Origin of the sequence: Marinobacter salicampi, from assembly GCF_011074795.1 — a bacterium.
In the GTDB taxonomy this organism is placed as follows: domain Bacteria; phylum Pseudomonadota; class Gammaproteobacteria; order Pseudomonadales; family Oleiphilaceae; genus Marinobacter; species Marinobacter salicampi.
Genome location: NZ_JAAMPF010000018.1, coordinates 520,247 through 538,147, shown reverse-complemented (window position 1 = coordinate 538,147; position 17,901 = coordinate 520,247). Strand labels below are relative to the sequence as shown.

At 55.9% G+C, this 17,901-nt stretch carries 14 protein-coding genes; 8 read left to right on the top strand and 6 right to left on the bottom strand.

All coding sequences use genetic code 11. The features are described from left to right. Nucleotides 1-2: 2 nt before the first annotated feature. A complete protein-coding gene (gene hsdR, locus G7W63_RS11495) occupies nt 3-3,521 on the bottom strand; it encodes a type I restriction-modification system endonuclease (RefSeq protein ID WP_166257685.1) in 3,519 nt (1,172 codons plus the stop codon). A 167-nt stretch (nt 3,522-3,688) separates the two neighbouring features. Between hsdR and G7W63_RS11490 the strand changes: the two genes are divergently transcribed. The 5 genes from G7W63_RS11490 to G7W63_RS11470 all read left to right on the top strand — a co-directional run bounded on the left by G7W63_RS11490 (nt 3,689) and on the right by G7W63_RS11470 (nt 8,196). Further along, on the top strand, nt 3,689-4,237 hold the full coding sequence (locus G7W63_RS11490; protein WP_166257682.1) for a hypothetical protein: 549 nt from the start codon (nt 3,689-3,691) through the stop codon (nt 4,235-4,237). Between the two features lie 67 nt (nt 4,238-4,304). Further along, nucleotides 4,305-4,523, top strand: a complete 219-nt coding sequence (locus tag G7W63_RS11485; protein ID WP_166257679.1) for a helix-turn-helix transcriptional regulator — start codon at nt 4,305-4,307, stop codon at nt 4,521-4,523. Then, nucleotides 4,523-5,407, top strand: a complete 885-nt coding sequence (locus G7W63_RS11480) for a toprim domain-containing protein (protein ID WP_166257676.1) — start codon at nt 4,523-4,525, stop codon at nt 5,405-5,407. Before G7W63_RS11485 ends, G7W63_RS11480 begins: the two co-directional genes overlap by 1 nt. After that, on the top strand, nt 5,404-6,927 hold the full coding sequence (locus G7W63_RS11475; protein WP_166257673.1) for a YfjI family protein: 1,524 nt from the start codon (nt 5,404-5,406) through the stop codon (nt 6,925-6,927). The genes G7W63_RS11480 and G7W63_RS11475 overlap by 4 nt, the downstream gene beginning before the upstream one ends. 360 nt (nt 6,928-7,287) lie before the next feature. Beyond that, complete coding sequence (locus G7W63_RS11470; protein ID WP_166257670.1) at nt 7,288-8,196, top strand: hypothetical protein; 909 nt, start codon at nt 7,288-7,290, stop codon at nt 8,194-8,196. 400 nt (nt 8,197-8,596) lie between these two features. Here G7W63_RS11470 and G7W63_RS11465 read toward each other — a convergent pair whose 3' ends face one another. After that, entirely contained in the window at nt 8,597-10,543 is a 1,947-nt protein-coding gene (locus G7W63_RS11465) for a metallophosphoesterase family protein (protein WP_166257667.1), read from the bottom strand. Nucleotides 10,544-10,840: 297 nt separating this feature from the next. On the opposite strand from G7W63_RS11465, the gene G7W63_RS11460 reads away from it, so the two are divergent. Further along, entirely contained in the window at nt 10,841-11,962 is a 1,122-nt protein-coding gene (locus tag G7W63_RS11460; RefSeq protein ID WP_166257664.1) for an NnrS family protein, read from the top strand. A gap of 148 nt (nt 11,963-12,110) precedes the next feature. On the opposite strand, the gene G7W63_RS11455 is transcribed toward G7W63_RS11460, so the two are convergent. Beyond that, nucleotides 12,111-13,901 carry a sensor domain-containing phosphodiesterase gene (locus G7W63_RS11455; RefSeq protein ID WP_166257661.1) on the bottom strand — a complete coding sequence of 597 codons (1,791 nt, stop codon included), beginning with the start codon at nt 13,899-13,901 and terminating at the stop codon, nt 12,111-12,113. A gap of 251 nt (nt 13,902-14,152) precedes the next feature. Here G7W63_RS11455 and G7W63_RS11450 point away from each other — a divergent pair, with 251 nt between their 5' ends. Further along, a complete protein-coding gene (locus tag G7W63_RS11450) occupies nt 14,153-14,788 on the top strand; it encodes a TVP38/TMEM64 family protein (protein ID WP_166258375.1) in 636 nt (211 codons plus the stop codon). A 183-nt stretch (nt 14,789-14,971) separates the two neighbouring features. Continuing rightward, nucleotides 14,972-15,670, top strand: coding sequence for an SDR family NAD(P)-dependent oxidoreductase (locus tag G7W63_RS11445; protein ID WP_166257658.1), 699 nt, complete (start codon nt 14,972-14,974; stop codon nt 15,668-15,670). A gap of 7 nt (nt 15,671-15,677) precedes the next feature. On the opposite strand, the gene G7W63_RS11440 is transcribed toward G7W63_RS11445, so the two are convergent. From G7W63_RS11440 to G7W63_RS11430, 3 genes are read right to left on the bottom strand one after another with little or no spacing between them, the layout of a single operon-like run. Further along, nucleotides 15,678-16,424 carry an amino acid ABC transporter ATP-binding protein gene (locus G7W63_RS11440; protein ID WP_166257655.1) on the bottom strand — a complete coding sequence of 249 codons (747 nt, stop codon included), beginning with the start codon at nt 16,422-16,424 and terminating at the stop codon, nt 15,678-15,680. Beyond that, on the bottom strand, nt 16,421-17,095 hold the full coding sequence (locus tag G7W63_RS11435; RefSeq protein ID WP_166257652.1) for an amino acid ABC transporter permease: 675 nt from the start codon (nt 17,093-17,095) through the stop codon (nt 16,421-16,423). The genes G7W63_RS11440 and G7W63_RS11435 overlap by 4 nt, the downstream gene beginning before the upstream one ends. A 24-nt stretch (nt 17,096-17,119) precedes the next feature. Further along, complete coding sequence (locus G7W63_RS11430) at nt 17,120-17,875, bottom strand: amino acid ABC transporter substrate-binding protein (RefSeq protein ID WP_166257649.1); 756 nt, start codon at nt 17,873-17,875, stop codon at nt 17,120-17,122. Nucleotides 17,876-17,901 lie beyond the last annotated feature (26 nt).

Below are 17,901 nucleotides of genomic sequence, written 5' to 3'. Positions count from 1 at the left end.
GTTTAGGCACTTTGGCGAGGCCACATCGCTTCATTCAGTTCATCCAGCACAGTATCCAACTGCTTCCCCAATATTTTGTCCATCTGTCGGGCGCCGCCGTCGTCAGCGAAGCGGTGGTTGACGAACTCCCTATCGATAATGACTTCGTGCACGAGTTGTTTGGCTAGCCGATCGAGCCATCTGCGCTGGTTCACGTTCCAGTTGTGCTGCGTGTAAATCCTGTCCATGGCTTCGGCGACTCGCTGTTCGAAGGAGATCAGCGGCTCACCGAGGGCAGCGCGACGGATGTAACCGATGATGCTGGCGGCAATGTCCTTATTGGTCTGGTTGCGAACCGCGGTCTGTAATCTGGCCTCGGAGTAACCGTTGTTATCCAGGAGTAGTCGCACTTCCCGAAGCTGTTCTCGGGTAAGATCCCGGGGTCTATTGACCACCACGGCCAAGGCGGCAGACTGGTTGAGCTGTTCCTTAATGAATCGGTTGAACTCGTCCAGGTAGTCTTCCGGCCGTTCGTGAATGCCATAGGTTTGCGTTCTTCTTTCGAACTCATCCTCGTCGTTGGAAATCAACGGCATGTATTCGGTACCCGCGAGCTGTTTCACTTCGGCCAGCTGATTCAGAAGCCCGCTGTGCTGGCGAATGAATTCAGAGGCATGGCGAGGGCCCAGCTTGTGGAGGTGCTGATGAAGGGATTTCGGCTCAACCCCCCAGACCTGCTGTAGTTCGTCCAGTTTCTGTTTAAGTGCAGGGCGGCCTTCGGCCTTCTTGTCAGCCTTACGAAGAACCCGCATCAGTTTCTGGCTGAGCTGACTGAGGACCACATCAGCCTGGCTCTCATCTTGCTGCTCGCCCGGGCTGTTGAGAGCTTTTTCCAGCTGGTCCTCGTCCGTAAGTTCTTCCACTAGTTTTTCCAAGGTGATGTTGGGGTCTCTCACCAGGGGCTTCATGGTGCTCACATCCTGAAGGGCGGCGTAGATATCCACCGGATCGTAAATGCGGAATACGGTCTTGCCGATTTCATCACAGCGGCGGGTGGCGCGGCCGATCATCTGCTCATAAAGGATACGTGATCGTACCCGGCGCATGAAGACAAGGTTACAGATAGGGGGCACGTCGATACCGGTGGTGAGCAGATCCACGGTAATAGCAATGCTCGGATAACGCTCGTTTTTATAGCGCCGAATAAGCTGGTTTACTTTGTCACTCTGCCCGGTGATCTTGGCGACGGCGGCTTCGTTGTAGCTCCCGTTGTAGAGATCCTTGAATGCATCATCCAGCAGACGTTTGACCATGTCGGCGTGCAGATCGGTGGCGCAGAAGATCATGGTTTTCTCGTCGCCTAGTGGATCGAGCTCGTGCACCAGTTGCTCGCAGATCACGCGATTAAAATTCTCGTTAATCACACGGCGGTTAAAGGCGTCCACTTCGAAGTTCAGCTCGTCTTCCAGTTCGGTGGTATCGACCTCACCAGTCTGGGTATTGATCACTTCCACCGGTTTGCCCTTCTCGAACTGGATACCATTCCGGGTGAGCAGGGTTTCGTAGCGGATGGGTGGTTCATGGTCGATCAGCCAGTCATCTGCCACCGCCTCCCTGTAGGAGTAGGTGTAAACCGGTTTTCCGAAGATTTCGCTGGTGTGCTTGGCCGGGGTGGCGGTAAGGCCGATTTTGACCGCATCGAAGTAGTCCAGGACCCGGCGATAACTAGAGATGTATTGACTGGTGTCCCGGGTGGCCAGCTCGCCTTCGGTCATCTCCTGGTCGAGGGTGTAGCCCCGATGAGCTTCATCAATGATGATGCAGTCGAACTGATCGATGGGCGGCGGCTCATCACTCATAAAGATTCGTTTCACCATGGCCTGTACCGTGGCCACCTGCACCCGGGTTTCCGCTTCGGTGGCCATGTCGCCCAGCTCTGCAACGTTGTAGATCTTGCTGAGGGTATGGCTCTGCTCAAGCGGCGCTTCGTTAAAGGCATCAATGGCTTGCTGGCCAAGGGCAGTCCGGTCTACCAGGAACAGGATGCGTCGGAAGCGTTCCGTTTTCAGGAACCGGTACATCAAGCCAATGACAGTGCGAGTTTTGCCGGTCCCGGTAGCCATAGCAAGGAGTGCGGACCGTATACCCTGCGCCAGCGCATTTTCAGTAGCGAGAATGGCTTTTTGCTGGTAATCCCTTAGTTTCAGGTATCCGAAGGGTTCGTTCTTCAGCAGCTTTTCAGCATTGTCCTTATCCCGCTCCAACAGGTCCAGCAGGCCTCCGGGGGTATGAAAACCCGGTAACGCCCGGCGGGTGTTGCTGGCCTCCCGCACATCCCGGAACCAAGTGCCAGATTGCTCTGCCAGCTGCGGTATATAGGGCCGTCCGTTGCAGGAGTACACAAAGGGCACCAGGAAGTGACCATCGTCATCCGTCGGCCAGGCGATAGTGCGCCCGGTGAGTTCCCAGGCTCCGACCAGGGGTGCTTGAACCTTCAGGCCTTTGCTGTAGCGCTCGGCCTGTCGAATTTTGCCGGCGACATTGGTGTTTTCTTTCTTGGCTTCCACCACAGCAATCGGCGTGAGGCCCGCAAACAGCACGTAATCCGCACGCCCCTTTTCGCCTTTGGCGTTGGTGGGCCACTCAGCAATGGCCCGGTTGGTGCCTTTTTCGGGCCTTGCTCCTTTCTGGTAGGTGATTTCCTGACTGTCTGCTTCCCAGCCGGCCTCGACTAGTTGCTGGTCGATCAGAATGCGGGTCAGCTCTTCGTTCAGGACGAGGGTATCGCTGGCGGCCCTGGTCTGTTTGGCTACCTGCTGGCGCTGAGCGCTGACGGTTTGCTCGCCTTGGTTGGATAGCTGCTGTTGCAGGAATTTGATCTTATCTTCGTACGCCCGCTGTTGCTCCGACAGCGCTCGTTCGTGCTGACGGGCTTGTTCGGATAGGGCGCGGGATTCCTCATCCATGGCATGTGCCAGCGCTTCGAACTCGGCCTTCTCTTTCTCGATCAGCTGGCTGAGCTGCTGGCTGCTGTCCAGCTCCTTATTGGTTTGGTGGAGTTCATGGCGGAGTTTTTCGATGTCAGCCTGCAGTTGGCGTAACTGGGCGCTGGGATCGGCAGGAGGGATGAATGGGCCGGGTTTGAAGTTGGGACCAGCTTTGCCGAAGGAGCGGTGAAACCAGATCGCCAGTTCCCGGGCCAATTTCAGGCCGTCAATTGCTTCTTTATGTCGTGTACGGAACTGGTGGGTGGCCTTGTTACCCTCGACTCTTAGGGTATGGAACAGTTCTTTTACCTGTGGCTCAAGGCGTAGCTCCCTGTTCAGGCGATAAATAAGATCAGCCTGACTGGTTTGTTCGTCAAACTCGATTCCTGAGATAGCGGCTAGGTGCTGTGCTAATGCCTCGCCAAGTTGGCGAAGCTTGATCAGTGTGGTGTTGGGATCGCCAGAGAAAGCCCGTTCGGCACTTTCCGCTAGCTCAACGAACAAAGGGTCGTGCTCTTGGAGAAAAGAAAAATTTGTTGCTGCCGACCGATCCATACTACTCGACATCCCTAATTCATCCGCTACCGGCATCTGTGCTCCCTGCGCAATGTCTACGCTGGGTAAACCACAAATCCACTCCAATTAAATTCGTTAGGCTCCAATGTACTGTATGAGCCTATATAATCCAAAGAGATCCAACACATTTCCTTAATTGGTGTGAGATGGCAGAAGACGTTGAACAACAAAAGTTGCGTCGGGAAAGGCGATATCCAAAGGTGCTAGCTGACGAGGTGCAGCAGGCTCTGCGAGGCACAGACCATCTGGGACATGAAAAGACCATGGAGCTTCTCAAGCTTTATAGGAAAGGTAAGATGCGGCTGGTCGCGAATATAGGTCTTGATGGACAACTGAATAAAGGTGATTGTTATTTCAAAGACATACCTCCTGAACATTTTGACGCCATTCGCCAACTAGATATTGCATTCGAGAAGCTACACAAGTTCAACCATGGAGGAGCCGGAGATTACGCAGCTGCAGATGTTGAGCGATATATGAATTCTGAGATCGCACGCCGGCCTCGAAAACGAGAAAGTGCCACACCTAACGACGAAATTGCAGCCTACCTACGCAGACGCAACTATCTAACCGCTGAACTCAAAAAGCCAATTATTCTTGATGCGATGGCGCGTTTTGATGTGGGAGAGCGAAAAGTCATGTATGCAGCAAAAGAGCATGGACTGACAAGAAGCAAAAAAAGCACTGCACGTTAACCGCTACGTGCAATTCTGTTGATCAGACTCCGAAACGTGGTCCCAAACACGTCAAAGGAGTCTGAAAATGACCAAGAGAATCCTCCGATTACCCTCCGTAAAAAGCCTTACCGGCCTGTCTCGAAGCACGATCTACCTAAGAATATCCCAAGGTAAATTCCCGCAACCTATCGCGTTAGGTGGAAGAACGGTTGGTTGGATCGAAGAGGAGATCGATAACTGGCTTGACGAGGCAATCGACCAAAGAGAAAGGCTGAATTCAGGCAATGACAGGAGGGCCAAGTAATGAGTGATTGCGCCCCCTTCCTCGATGCCATCCGTGCAACCGGACTCAATCCCCCACCTCACATCAAGAGTGGCCGCATATACCGCTTCCCCGGCCTGGGCAAATCACGCACTAATCGAGCGGGATGGTGCCGACTTTCTGAATGCGGCTTCTTCGGTAGCTTTGGCGACTGGTCCGCCGGTTTCAAAGAAACATGGAGAGCTCATTCAGAGCCAATGCTCCCTCCGAGACAACGGAAAAAGATCACGGAAAAGATCCACCGAGAAAGATTGGCGGAGCTGGAGAATAAAAGGAGGCTGCAACATCACGCTGCTTTGCTTGCAAGAGATATCTGGAGCACAGCGACAACCGAGGTACCCTATTTTCCGTACCTGATAGCCAAGGGAATCGGCCAGCACAACGCCAAAGTATACCGGCACACTTTGGTCCTACCCATAACTGACCTTTCGGGCTCGATAACGAGTTTGCAGTTCATCGCTGCCGATGGTTCAAAACGCCTTCTGGCGCAAGGGCGGAAGCATGGTTGCTTTATTCCCGTAGCTGGTCGTCTTGATACAGGCAAAACAGTTGTCATCTGCGAGGGATGGGCCACGGGATGCACTCTCGCTGAGCACAAGCCTGGTCTGACCGTCATCGCAGGAATTGATGCCGGAAATCTCGCACCGGTCGCCCTAGGGATCAAAAAACTCTATCCAGAGACTCGACTAATCATCGCTGGCGACGATGACCGACTCACGACAGGTAACCCCGGCGTCACCAAAGCAAAGGCTGCTGCAATTGCATCCGGAGCTCTGCTTGCACTTCCCGAGTGGCCAGAAGCTGCACCCGATCATCTGACTGACTTCAACGATCTTGCATTATTTCTGATGGGAGCAGAACTATGAATGTTGGATTGATAAACGCGAAGCCTCCAGAAATTGATGATTGGCCAGACCTAATTCCATTGAGCGCACCCAGTTTACCTGGGCTCGATCCCAAGCTTTTGCCCGACTGGGCCGGAGAATATGCCCGTGCGGTTGCTGCCGAAACCGAGACCTCGCCTGAACTTGCTGTCGGTATGATCCTGGCAGCTTGCTCTACCGCGGCAGCTCGCTCTGTCCGGGTTGAGTTGAATGAGGGTCACACCGAACCCTGCAACATATGGATCGTCGCCGCCCTTCCACCTGGAAATCGAAAGAGCGCGGTTCAGGCTGCGGCAACTGCACCACTAGTGAATTGGGAGCAGTCCCAAGCCTCCGCTCTGAATGATGAGATCAAGCGACTCAGTAGTGAACGCATGACAATAGAGGCACGGGCAAAAGAATTGCGAGGTAAGGCTGCCAAAGAAAAAGGCGAAAACAGGGCGCGAGAATTGGCTCAAGAAGTGGCGGATATTGAGGCCAATATCCCGGAAGTGCCCAAACCTCCGCAGATCTGGACCGCCGATGTCACGCCGGAGCGGTTAGGCTCCTTGCTTGCAGAGCAAGATGAATGCATGGCTTGGTTGTCGTCTGAAGGTGGAATATTCGAACTTTTAAATGGGCGCTATTCGAATGGCATTCCCAACCTTGATCTGGTCCTGAAATCACACAGTGGTGACGCTGATCGGGTTGACCGAGGAAGTAGGCCGGCAGTTTTTTTGAAGAATCCTTTGCTCACCATTGGCCTGAGCCCCCAACCGGATGTTCTGCGGGGTCTATCTTCAAAGCCCGGATTTAGAGGGCGGGGGCTATTGGGCAGATTCCTCTATCTTTTGCCTCCATCGCTATTGGGCTATCGAAAGTTGACCCCTAACCCTGTCCCAAAGCACCTGACCGAAAACTATGAGGCAGGCATCCACGCAATGCTTAACTGGAAGCCGGCAACAGGTAGGGAAGAAGTCACTGTCCCACATGACCTGCATTTGAGCAGTGCAGCAAGGACCGAGCATCATGCTTTTGCCATTTACATCGAAGGGCAAATGCGCCCCGGAGGTAAGTTGGAGAACTTCACTGACTGGGCTGGCAAGGCACCGGGAGCGGCTTTACGCCTCGCCGGTGTGCTGCACGCAATCAGACATGCCCATGGTGCCCCTTGGATGGCGGACATCCCCAAAGAGACCATGGATTCCGCACTGAGCATCATGGCCACCATCACCCAACATAGCCTTGCAGCACTGGATCTGATGGGGGCCGATCCAAACACGGGAGAAGCCAGATTCGTTTGGGACTGGATATGCCGGGCTCGACGCAATCGATTCACCCTGCGCGATGCTTTTGAGGCTCTGAAAGGCACCTTTAATCGCGTCAAAAATCTTCGACCCGCAATCGAGGTTTTGGAAGAACGGGGTTACATCAAAGTTATCGAGATTCCGAGCGAAGGACCTGGCCGCCGGCCATCACCTTTGATCTGCGTACGACCAGACATTGTGGAGACATGGCGATGAGTTGGCGGGAGATACTCGGAGCCACTTCATCCCCAAATGGCAGTTTCACCTCGCAGAATTCGCACAATAAGCAAAAATCATCTTATCCGGGTAATTGTGCGAATAATGCGAATATTGCGCTGGGGACTAAAGACGGGGCGAAGCAGCTAAAAGAAGCTCTGGCAGATGCGTGTGAGGATCCAACAGTTAAGCTCCATGAAATTGCAGCCGCAGTTACACTTGCAGATAGTGAGAGTTGGCGTAAGGGTGAAATCGGTGACGCAGCTCTGAAAGCGTTCACGGATTCGCTATCGGAAAGGGTTGAGATAAACCGTGGTGCCCGTCCCAGGCATTACACCCAGACTGCCTTATGCAAACACTGTGGCCCAATTTGGCTATGGTTTGATGATTATGTGCTTGGCTGCACTTGGTGCTGGAATAGGTGCTCGGGACGACCGATACCTCGACCGGACAATGTGCACTGCCAAGACTGCAGGCATTTTCGACGAATTGACCACCCCAAGCTTGGCCATTGTGCCGCACATCAGCCAGAACCTCCTGCAGGGTTATGGGATGCCGATAATCGAACATGCCAGTTCTTCATACCCCGAGCGACTTAAAAAACCTAAAAAGTTCGCTATTGATTTCGAAAAAAAGGAGCAAACGATGGGCGGAATATTTAGCGGGAGAAAGCCCTCCAAAACTGCAAAGCCGTTTCCGGAACAATTCATCAGCCTGGATGTTCGCAACCTCCAAGCAGAACAGCTCCTTGAGCCCGGGCAGGCTTATAACCTGCATCAGTACAAACAAGGCGTGAAGCTTGGAATATTTTCGGTAGGCACACATCGGGATCATCTGGAGATCAAATTCACTCCGCGCTACCAACAGACTTACGAGTTTACATCCCAGTTTATCGATATCGCCTGGACAGCTTGCCATTTTGGTGGCCACCGCCCGTGGTTTCTCTGCCCAAGTGACAGGTGTGGCAGACGGGTCGCCATTCTATATGGGCCGCAACCGTTGTACTGCCGGCAGTGCTGGAGGATCGCTTACGAGAGCCAACGAGAGAACCAGGTTCAGAGACTTCTCCGGCGATTGAGGTCTATCGAAGCCAGTTGCGATCAACAACTTAGTAGGTATGGCACCCAAGCTCTACAGCGCCCAAAAGGAATGCACCATCGCACCTTTCATCTGCTGGAAAATAAGCATCAGCGTATGCGAAGCCACCTTACCCGAGTCCAAGTAGAGGAGCTGATCAAACTGGAGCAATCATTGCCCGACTGGGTGTGAGACCAGGCCAAGATGATAAACTCAACAGTTACTTCTGGTTCGGGCCCTGATTTCTGTCGCCTGGGTGGAATTTGCTCTGACATGCCTCAGTCCAATACCAATTTCATGTGTTGAAACTCTATCAGTCTGGCCGGCCAGGTTTGATAACTTTTATGCTATTTTGGGTAAATAAATCGGCGTCACACGCCTAAACATTGGGGGCATATTTGGGGGCACAAAGCCCTATATAATTATTATTTGCCAATTTATTCAATAGCATAGAATTGAAATTCGGTTGTCGCCGTCTCCACCAAACAACTGCAAGAAAGCCCCTGATTCAGGGGCTTTTTTCGTTTCTGAGGCGTTCTTTTCTGGCTCACTCCTGGTTGTACTCAAGAACGTGTCACAGTCCCTGAGACGCCTACTGGTCACTATCCGGCTCAAGAAACCGCGTCCCTCCCGAACCTGAGTTCAGCTGCCCTATGTTTGTCGGCGCGCCGGTCTCATCCAGCTCCACCACACCGATACCGGCATCGTTCCAGAGCCGCTCGCCGGCATTACGCCCCTCAGGCTCCCTTGGCGTGATGCGCATGCGGCGGCGCTTGGTTAGCCAGTTGAGAGGTGACCAGGGTGCATAGAGCCAGCGGTTGAGACGGTCCAGCCATTCCAGAAGCGAACGGGGAAATTCGTTCTTGATGCCGCTGCTGGTGATTTGCCAGATTCTGGGGCGGTCCGGTTTGTGACGGAGGCGAACGTCGTAGGCGAAGGAATAGTGGACATCCCCGGAGAGAATCACGAAGGTTTCCGGCGTTCGTGAGTGGCCGAAGATGTTCAGCAGCACGTTGGCGGCGCCCCGGTGAGCCATCCAGTTTTCCGCATCCACCGTCAGGGGTTTGCCAAAAAAAGTGAACACCCGCTGGATGACTTCGATGAGTTTGACGCCAAACATGGGTGCTGGGGAAACAACAATTACAGCGTCTTCCCCCATGACATCCTGCTGGAAATCGCTCAAGGCTTCCCAGTCGAGCAGGCCCGAGGGTCTGGCCCGGTTGACTTCGCTCCGCCAGCGTCGGGTACGGGTGTCCAGCACCACAAGCCGGGGCCTGGTCTGCAGGCTGTAGTGCCAGTGCTTGAAGTCCAGCAGGCTATCGATAAGCTGATCCTGCAAGAACTGATCGAGCACAGCCCCCTGCTCTGCTGAAGACGTCACCGCCTGGACAGAGTCCATAATGTCATCAAACCCATCGGGATTATTACCCCAGCCCTGGCACAGCAAATAGCCGATTAGAGCGTTGCCGACGATGCGTCGCGAGAAGGGGTGCTCATAGGTGGTGGCCTCCCAGAGCGCGGACAGATTCCAGTCGTCGGTAACGTCGTGGTCATCGAAGATCATGTAGGTGGGCAGGTGAGCCAGCGCCCGGGCAACCCTTGGTAACCCGACCACAAAGTCGTCGATGAACCCCTGTTGCCGCTGGTAGGTTAGTGCGTCACCCGGTTTCAGCGCCGGCTGCTCAGCGCTGCCAAGGGTCCAGCACACGGGCGACCAGACCAGAAGGTACATGGCAATAACTTCGTTGAGAGAGATGAGGTGATTGTGGGCGCTGGCGGTGGTGAACACCGGCTTGCGGACGCCGCCAAAGAAACGCTCCAGCAGAGCCTCATTACTGCGTATATCCGGCAGCAGCTTTTCCCGATGAAAGTAGGTATCGGAGCTGTCACGCAGCGCCCTGCTGTCGGCCACAGAGCTTCCGCTGATCACTTCCTCATACAGGCCCAGGCGGTCGATCAGACCGTGTATTGAGCGGAGCATCGGGCCTGCAACGTCATCGCAGTAAACCTGGTCTCCGGTCAGCAGCAATAGGGCCGGACGCATTGTGACATCTGCCTGGGCTTCAAGCAGGGTTGCATCCACCCTCACCAGACCGTCGGCCGCTGCGGAATGGGGCCGGCGACATGAGCCATGAAGAAGGCGGTCCACCCGATCCTTGATAACGAAATCGGGACGGTGAGCGCCGGGGAGGCAAAGGTGTGGCGCCCAGTCCCGGATCCAGGCTTCGTGGCCCGCCTCCTGGCCAGCCGGTCCAGAATCGGATACGCCAAGGTCATACCCAATACGGCTATTTACCGGCAAGGTCAGGTTCAGGCCGGCATCGATCAGGTACAGGTAGGCCGAGGCTCCGACTCGTACCCGGGTGATCTGCTTCTCCGTCATCAGCTGATCAAACAAGGGTTCGTCCGATCCCTCTCGAAACAACCGTAACCTCAGAGACAGCGGGCAGGACCCCACCATCCACAGCGTCACCCTCTCAGCTGTGCAATGCCTGAGAATCGGCCCGGCCAGCACCAGCGGCAGTGACCGCTTTTCCATTCAAGCCTCCTTGCCACCTTTAAGTGTTACTTGTAAATTAAAGATGTATTAAATATGATTGTTATGGAGTCCGCACTCTGCGGACTTATGGTTCACTCGAAAAAGGCCTGCCTGGGGAGCGCACGCACCATGACAACAGACCTGGCTTCACACATCGCGCAATTGATACTGGCAGCTGGTTTTATCATCGCGTTTGCCCGGGCGCTACCGGGAGCATCTCATAAGCAGGGTTGCGAATGCTGCCTCAATCACAGTTTTGAGATAGAAACTCCGCTCGTCTGACCTCAGGGGTCTGCCTTGTCAAAGAAAGCTCGCCAGCCCTTTGCCAGCCTTTATTTCTTTCCTGTGGCTGCGGCCTATGGGGCCCTGGCGCTGCCCTGGTCGGTATTGGCACAATTCGGTCTGGTCGCAGGCCCACCGGGACTGCAGGGTTCCCTTGGTCATGCCCATGAGATGCTCTTCGGCTTTGCAATGGCGGTGGTGGCAGGCTATGTGCTGGGCCCTCAGCCAAGGCGGTGGATAGCCCTGACCCTTGGCCTCTGGATTGCCAGTCGTATCAGCTTCCTGGGCTGGCCGACCAGCTTTATGGCGGCGCTGGCCAATATCGCTTTCGCCAGTCTGCTCGCCTATCGGGTTATCCCCCGGTTTGCCCGTTCGGCCAAGAAATGGCGCAACAAGGCAGTAGCACCGGTGATTCTCGGGCTCTGCATTGCAGCCGCCCTCTTTATGGGCCTGTATCAGGCGGCTATGCCAGGCCCCCTGTATGGGGTGCTGCTAGAAGCCATTCTGCTTCTGAGCACGCTTATGTTTTTCATGGGAGGGCGAATACTAGCGCCGGCCGTAGCCGGACACATGCTCAAGCAGAATCGCGAGCTTGAGGCACGGGTCCAGCCTCGCCTGGAAGGCACCGTGCTGATCCTGATGGCGTCGGTTCTGGTTCTGAATGTGCTTCTCTGGCCACCCTTGCGGATGCTTATCGGGGTTCTGCTCATCCTCGCTGCCGGTACTGCACTGGCGCGACTGCTGCGCTGGCCTCTGAAACACTGCCTCGACCGCCCGGACCTGCTGGCCCTGATGCTCGGATACCTCTGGTTAATCATTGGCTGGTTGCTGATCGCCCTGGCCTTAATGGCAGACATACTTCCTGCGTCTACCGCTATTCATGGCCTGACCGTCGGCGCATTGGGAACACTGACGCTGACCGTGATGGCCCGCACCCGTGCCCAACGCGTTCGGAAAGACACTTCCCTGCCCGCGCTTATGTATGTGGCCGTTGGGCTGATCAGTATCGCTGCACTGGCGAGACTGGCTGCTGGGACTGTGGCACCGGGTCTGACATTCCACCTGCTGGCCGCCGGCAGCTGGAGCCTTGGTTTTTTTATACTGCTTGGGTTTTTAGTCCATTTGAAGCGTGCCTAGCGTTGCAAACGGCCGTAACCCAACTCAAAACAAACTCATGTTATCGAGACCGGCCGTAACAAATTTGGTCTTCGGGTGTCAGGGTCGCTACCAGTGCGATTTATGGCCGCAACCTATTGGGGAGGGGCTTGCGCCGGGCTCGTAATGGTTATTGGTCAGGCACGATTCTAGAAGAGGTCCACTCAGCTCCCCTGCCGAGCCCCCTGAACCAGTGCATGAAGCTCTCACATTCAAGGGGTCTTGCAATCAGGTAACCCTGAACTTCATCGCAACCCAGCGACTGCAGGATATCCCAGGCTTCGACCGATTCCACGCCTTCAGCAACGACACTGTAGCCCAGCTCCTGAGCCATGGTGATCATGGAGCGGACCAGGGTATGGCTTCGCTGACGACGACCGAGCTCGCTAATGAAAGAGCGGTCGATCTTCACCACCTGGGCCGGAATTGACTGGAGATAGGCAAGGCTGCTGTAACCGGTTCCGAAATCGTCTATGGCGATCCGGATACCCCGCTTTATCAGGTCTTCAAGCTGCTTCCGGGCTTTCAGACCATTGCTGATCAGCCCGCTCTCGGTCAGCTCCAGCTCAACGGCGCTGAGCGGCAACTGTTCTGTGTCCAGGTAGCCAAGCAACCGTTCAATAAAGTCTTCCTCTTCAAGGTTGGCGGCCGCGATATTGATCGATATGCGCAAGCTCAGTCCCTGCTGACGCCAGAAGGCCGCCTGCTTTATGACGCTGGCCATGACCCAGTCAGTAAGGTCACGGGCGAGGGATGTATTTTCCACTAGGGGAATAAATTCTGCCGGCGACACATTGCCCAGTTCAGGATGCTGCCAGCGCAGCAGGGCTTCAGCGCCAATGGCTCGGGCGGTGCTCATGTCCACCCGCGGCTGAAAGGCCAAATACAGCTGGTCTTCGGACGTAAGAGCAGCTCTGAAAGCTGCGATCAGGCCGAACCTGCGCTTGTATAGGCTATCGGATGACGGGCAATAGAAGCCTGCCCCCTGTTCCTTGTCACGGGCGTCACGGCAGGCGCTGTGGGCGTGTCGTAAGACAGTGTCCGGCTGGGACCGGCCCAACTGGATGGCCGCCACCCCGACGACCGGCCGAAGCATGAAAGGCGCCTCACCGTTGACCGTGACGCCCATCAGGGCCTGGCGCAGGCCTGTGGCACGCTGCAACACCTCAGTTCTGTCGCCGGTTTCAATATGAGCAAACTGGCAGGGACCTATATGATAGAGGATTGCCTGGCGCCCCAACTGGTTACGGATCTCCCTGGCGGCGGTGCGGGAGAGGGCTTCAAGATAGGCCGGGCCCATCACCCGCTGCAGGGCATTGACCTGCTCAAGGTCGACCAGCTCGGTGCTGAGAACATGACGGTGGCCTTCAGGGTAGTCCTGGGATAGGTCCGATAGGTCCTCAACAAATCTCAGGTAATTGGGCAGCCCCGTGGCCGGATCAACGCGTCCAACCGCATGCTGAAGGTCGATCTGTGCCATGACCATGGCAGCAAGGTCTTTGAGAATGGACTTTTCCTGATCCGTTACCTGCCGGGGCTGAGTACCCAGCACGCACATGGCGCCGAGGGTGTAGCCGTCACTGGTCACCAATGGCGCCCCGGCATAAAAGCGAATACCTGATTCTGCGAGATGGCTGTCACGGTATTGGGTGGAATCAAGGAGGTCAGTGACCACCAGAACGGCCCCGGTATCGGCCACCTCGCCGCAGCAGGCCTTGAAACGGGGGATTTCCCAGTGGTCTACTCCCACTCTGGACTTGAACCACTGGCGGTCATGGTCGGTCAGGGAGACAGCGGCTATGGGCAGGTCAAACAGCAGACTGGCCATTCGGGTGATACGGTCAAAGCTCTCGCTGGGAGGCGTATCCAGGAGGTTTAGCTGTCTCAGCACCGAGAGACGCGCTTCTTCTTTATCAATCATATGTCTTCTTTCTTTATATTTCGGACAGCCTGCGATTTGCATGCTTAGATACGCGGATAATGAGTCAAAGAGGCTAAAAAAATAATTTATAATATTGCTGATCGGAATAGCTTTTAATTATTTCGAATTCAAGGCGATGTCCCAAAACGGTTACACCCATTACCAGAGTTGGTCTCTATTTGTCGGCATTCCATAAACTTTCTTCAGCCTGGTCTTTCCGGCTCGGCATAGTGGCAGCGCTTGCCCTGGTAATGACTGTTTTGTGGCTGGTTCTGCGAGAACTGGGTATGCCGGCGAGCCTGTCTCCGGATGCCCTGTCAGCCTGGCTGAACGGCCAGGGTGTGTGGGGCCCGGTCTTCCTGTTCCTGATGATGGTACTGGCAGTTGTGGTGGGGCCCATACCGACCCTGCCAGTCAGTGCGGCCGCGGGCCTGGCCTTTGGCGTCCTCACCGGCACTCTGCTGGCGGCAAGCGGGGCACTGACCGGCGCCATGATTGCGTTTTACGCAGCCAGGTTGCTGGGCCGCGAGGTCCTGGCTAAAAAGCTGTCTGGTAATCCTGTCTTCGCCTCTGACGGGTCGCAACGTTTTCTGTTCTGGACGGTCTTTCTGACCCGGCTGATTCCACTTTTTTCCTTCGCCCTGATCAGCTATGCCGCCGGCGTTACCGCTATCCATGCCTGGCGGTTCGCGGCGGCCACCTTGGTCGGAATGCTCCCCATGACCTTTGTATTTGCAGGTCTGGGCACAACCTTCGAGCTGAACCCCTGGTTGACCATGGCGGCCGCGGTGGTCATTCTCGCGATAATGTCTCTGCTGCCCTGGTACCTCACCCGCAGGCCGGACTCGACTATCTCCCGATGGCTGAAACTGGGCCCGAAGCGTTGAGGGAGCATAGATCCGCTGCAGTAGACGTCTGTTGCCATTCACGCCTCCCCGGGGTTGAGACTGCTTGGACTCGTCGCCTTTGCGTTCTGTTACGGTCGGAGTAATGTGGAACTAACGTTGATCAACACGAGACTGACCGTTTACCAAGAAACTAGCCGGTACCACCGGCGGGAGAGAAAGACAATGAAGAACGTGTGCGTCGTTATGGGTGTGGGGCCAGGTAATGGCGAGGCCTATGTGCGGCGATTCAGCGATGGCGGCTTTCAGGTTGCGATGCTGGCGCGCAGCAAGGACTATCTGGAGGAACTTGAGCAATCGATTGACAGTGCTCACGCCTTCCCCTGCGATATGACCCAGCCGGAGCAGATCGAATCGGTGCTGTCAGCGATAGAGCGCAAGCTCGGAACCGTGTCTGTCGTTCTGTATAACGCCGGAGGAGGCGTATTCAAAAGCGTTGAAGAGGCCAGTCTTGACGATTTTGAGGCCAACTGGCGCATCAACGTTCTGGGTCTGGCGGCGGCCGCCAAAGCGGTCCTGCCCCAGCTGCGTCAGCATGATCATGCCAGCATTATTATCACCAGCGCCTCAGCGGCAACCCGTGGCAGGGCCAACACGGCACCTTTTGCTTCGGCCAAGGCGGCCCAGCGTAGTCTGGCCCAGTCACTGGCACGCCAGCTCGGCCCGGAAAAAATCCACGTGGCAAACGTGGTTATCGATGGTGTCGTCGACCTGCCCCGCACCCGCGAAATGCTGCCAGACAAGCCCGACGATTTCTTCGTCAAACCGGATGCGGTGGCGGATGCCGCCTGGCATCTCAGCCAGCAGCACCCCTCTGCCTGGACCTTTGAACTGGATGTCCGACCGTTCGGGGAGAACTGGTAGACCGCACCTAGACTGGATTGGTAGCCAGGATTTTCTTCAGGAAATCCTTCGTGCGGGGATCTTTCGGATGGTAGAAAATCTCACTGGGCGGCCCCTGCTCCACGATCCGGCCGCCATCGATAAAGATGACCCTGTCGGCCACATCCCGGGCGAACGACATCTCATGGGTGACCACCATCATGGTCTGCCGTTCTGAGGCCAGCTGTTTCATCAGACCCAGCACCTCTTCCACCCATTCCGGGTCCAGGGAGGAGGTGGGTTCATCAAACAGGATCACTTCGGCACCGGCCGCCATGGCCCTGCCAATGCCAACCCGTTGTTGCTGCCCGCCGGACATCGACGCCGGATAGGCATCGGCCTTATCTGCCAGGCCGATCTGTTCGAGTATTTCCCGGGCTCTCCGGTAGGCCTTCTCCTTTGGCCAGCGGTCCACCACCAGCAGGCGCTCGGCAATATTCTGCAGCGCGGTTTTATTGGCAAACAGCGCGTAGTTCTGGAATACAAACGCCGTGCGCCGGCGCATGGAAAGAATCTCTTTCCGGGTGGCCCGATTCACATCCACCGTCAGGTCGCCCACGGTCATGGTGCCGGCGGTTGGCTGCTCCAGGAAATTGATGCAGCGCAGCAGAGTGGATTTACCGGTGCCCGACGGCCCGATGATCACGACGATCTCGCCCTTCTCAATGGCCAGATCGATGCTCTCAAGCACTACGGTCTCACCAAAATGTTTGCTCAGCGACTCCAGCTTGATCATCGGCTATAGGCCTTGTTCAGGCGGAATTCCAGGTAATTCTGGAGTTTGGACAGAATCTCAACCACCACCCAGTACATGATGGCAGCGACAATAAACGCCTCAAAATACAGGAAGCTGCCGGCGGCCTCTTTCTGGGTCGCGCCCATCAGTTCCGTGACCCCGAGGGTGAACGCCAGGGAGGTTGCCTTGATCATATCGATGAAATAATTCATCAGGGTCGGCAATGCCACCCGGGTGGCCTGGGGCAGAACGATACGACGCATCAACTGGCCGTTGGTCATGCCGATGGACAGAGCCGCCTCGGTCTGGCTGCGGTCGACCCCGACAATAGCCGCACGGATGGACTCGGCCATGTAAGCGGAAAAGTGCATGGTCAGCCCCATGATAGTGGCCGTGATGCCATCAATCACCGTCAGGGCGCTGACCAGCTGGGGCAGACCATAGTAGAACAGGAACAGCTGAACCAGCAGGGGCGTGCCCCGGAAGAACGAGATAAATACGATGGTCAGTTGGTTGAGCACCGGAATGCGCAGCACCCGCACTACCGCAAACAGGCAGGCGAGAATCAGCGCAAGCACCATGCCGATGCCCGCCAGCTGCAGTGTGAGAGGCAGGTACCTGAGCAGAACAGGTACCAGCCCGATCATGTACTCGAAGTTCAGCACGTCCATAGCGAGCAGGCCTCGTTGTGCCCCTCAGGGACGGGTGATGTCGGTGCCGAACCATTTTTCTGATATGGACTTCAGGGTGCCCTCGTCGCGCAGGGCGGCCATTGCCTTGTTCACCTCATCCCGCAGGGCACGCCCGTCTTCAGTGTCGCGGAACGGGTAGGCATTGGTGATCTTGGAAAATGGCTCGCCAGCCAGCTCAAGTGGCAGGGGCTTTTCCTTGATGATCTGGGCGGCACTCACCCGGTCCATGACGAAGGCATCGACGCGACCCAGGGCAGTGTCGCGTTCGAGGTTGCTTTCATAGGTCTTGATGTCGATCTCATCGGCGTAGGGAAGCTCCCGCAGCAAGGCCTCGAAATTCGAGCCCAGGTTGACCGCGACGGTCTTGCCTTTCAGGTCTTCGACGCCCTGGATCTCATCGTTGCCCTCACGCACCACCACCTGGGCGCCGTCGTAGACGTAGGGCTCGCTGAACAGATAGGCTTTCTTGCGGTCCTCGGTGATGGTGATCTGGTTAGCCACGGTATCGATGCGGCCGGATTCCAGCATGCCGAACAGTCCGGAGAAGTTGGCGGTTTCATACTGGATCTCGCGGCCCATTTCCTTACCGATCGCGTCCATGATGTCCACGTCGAAGCCTTTGAGCTGATCCTGCTCCACAAACGTGAAGGGAAAGTACTGGCCCGACATGCCGACTCTCACCGGATCGTCCTGGGCATGCAGAGGGGCGCCTGCGAGCAGGGAAAGGGCGAACAATGTGCCTATCAGTAGTGTTTTCATAAGAGTCCTTCCTTGATGTTCCGTCT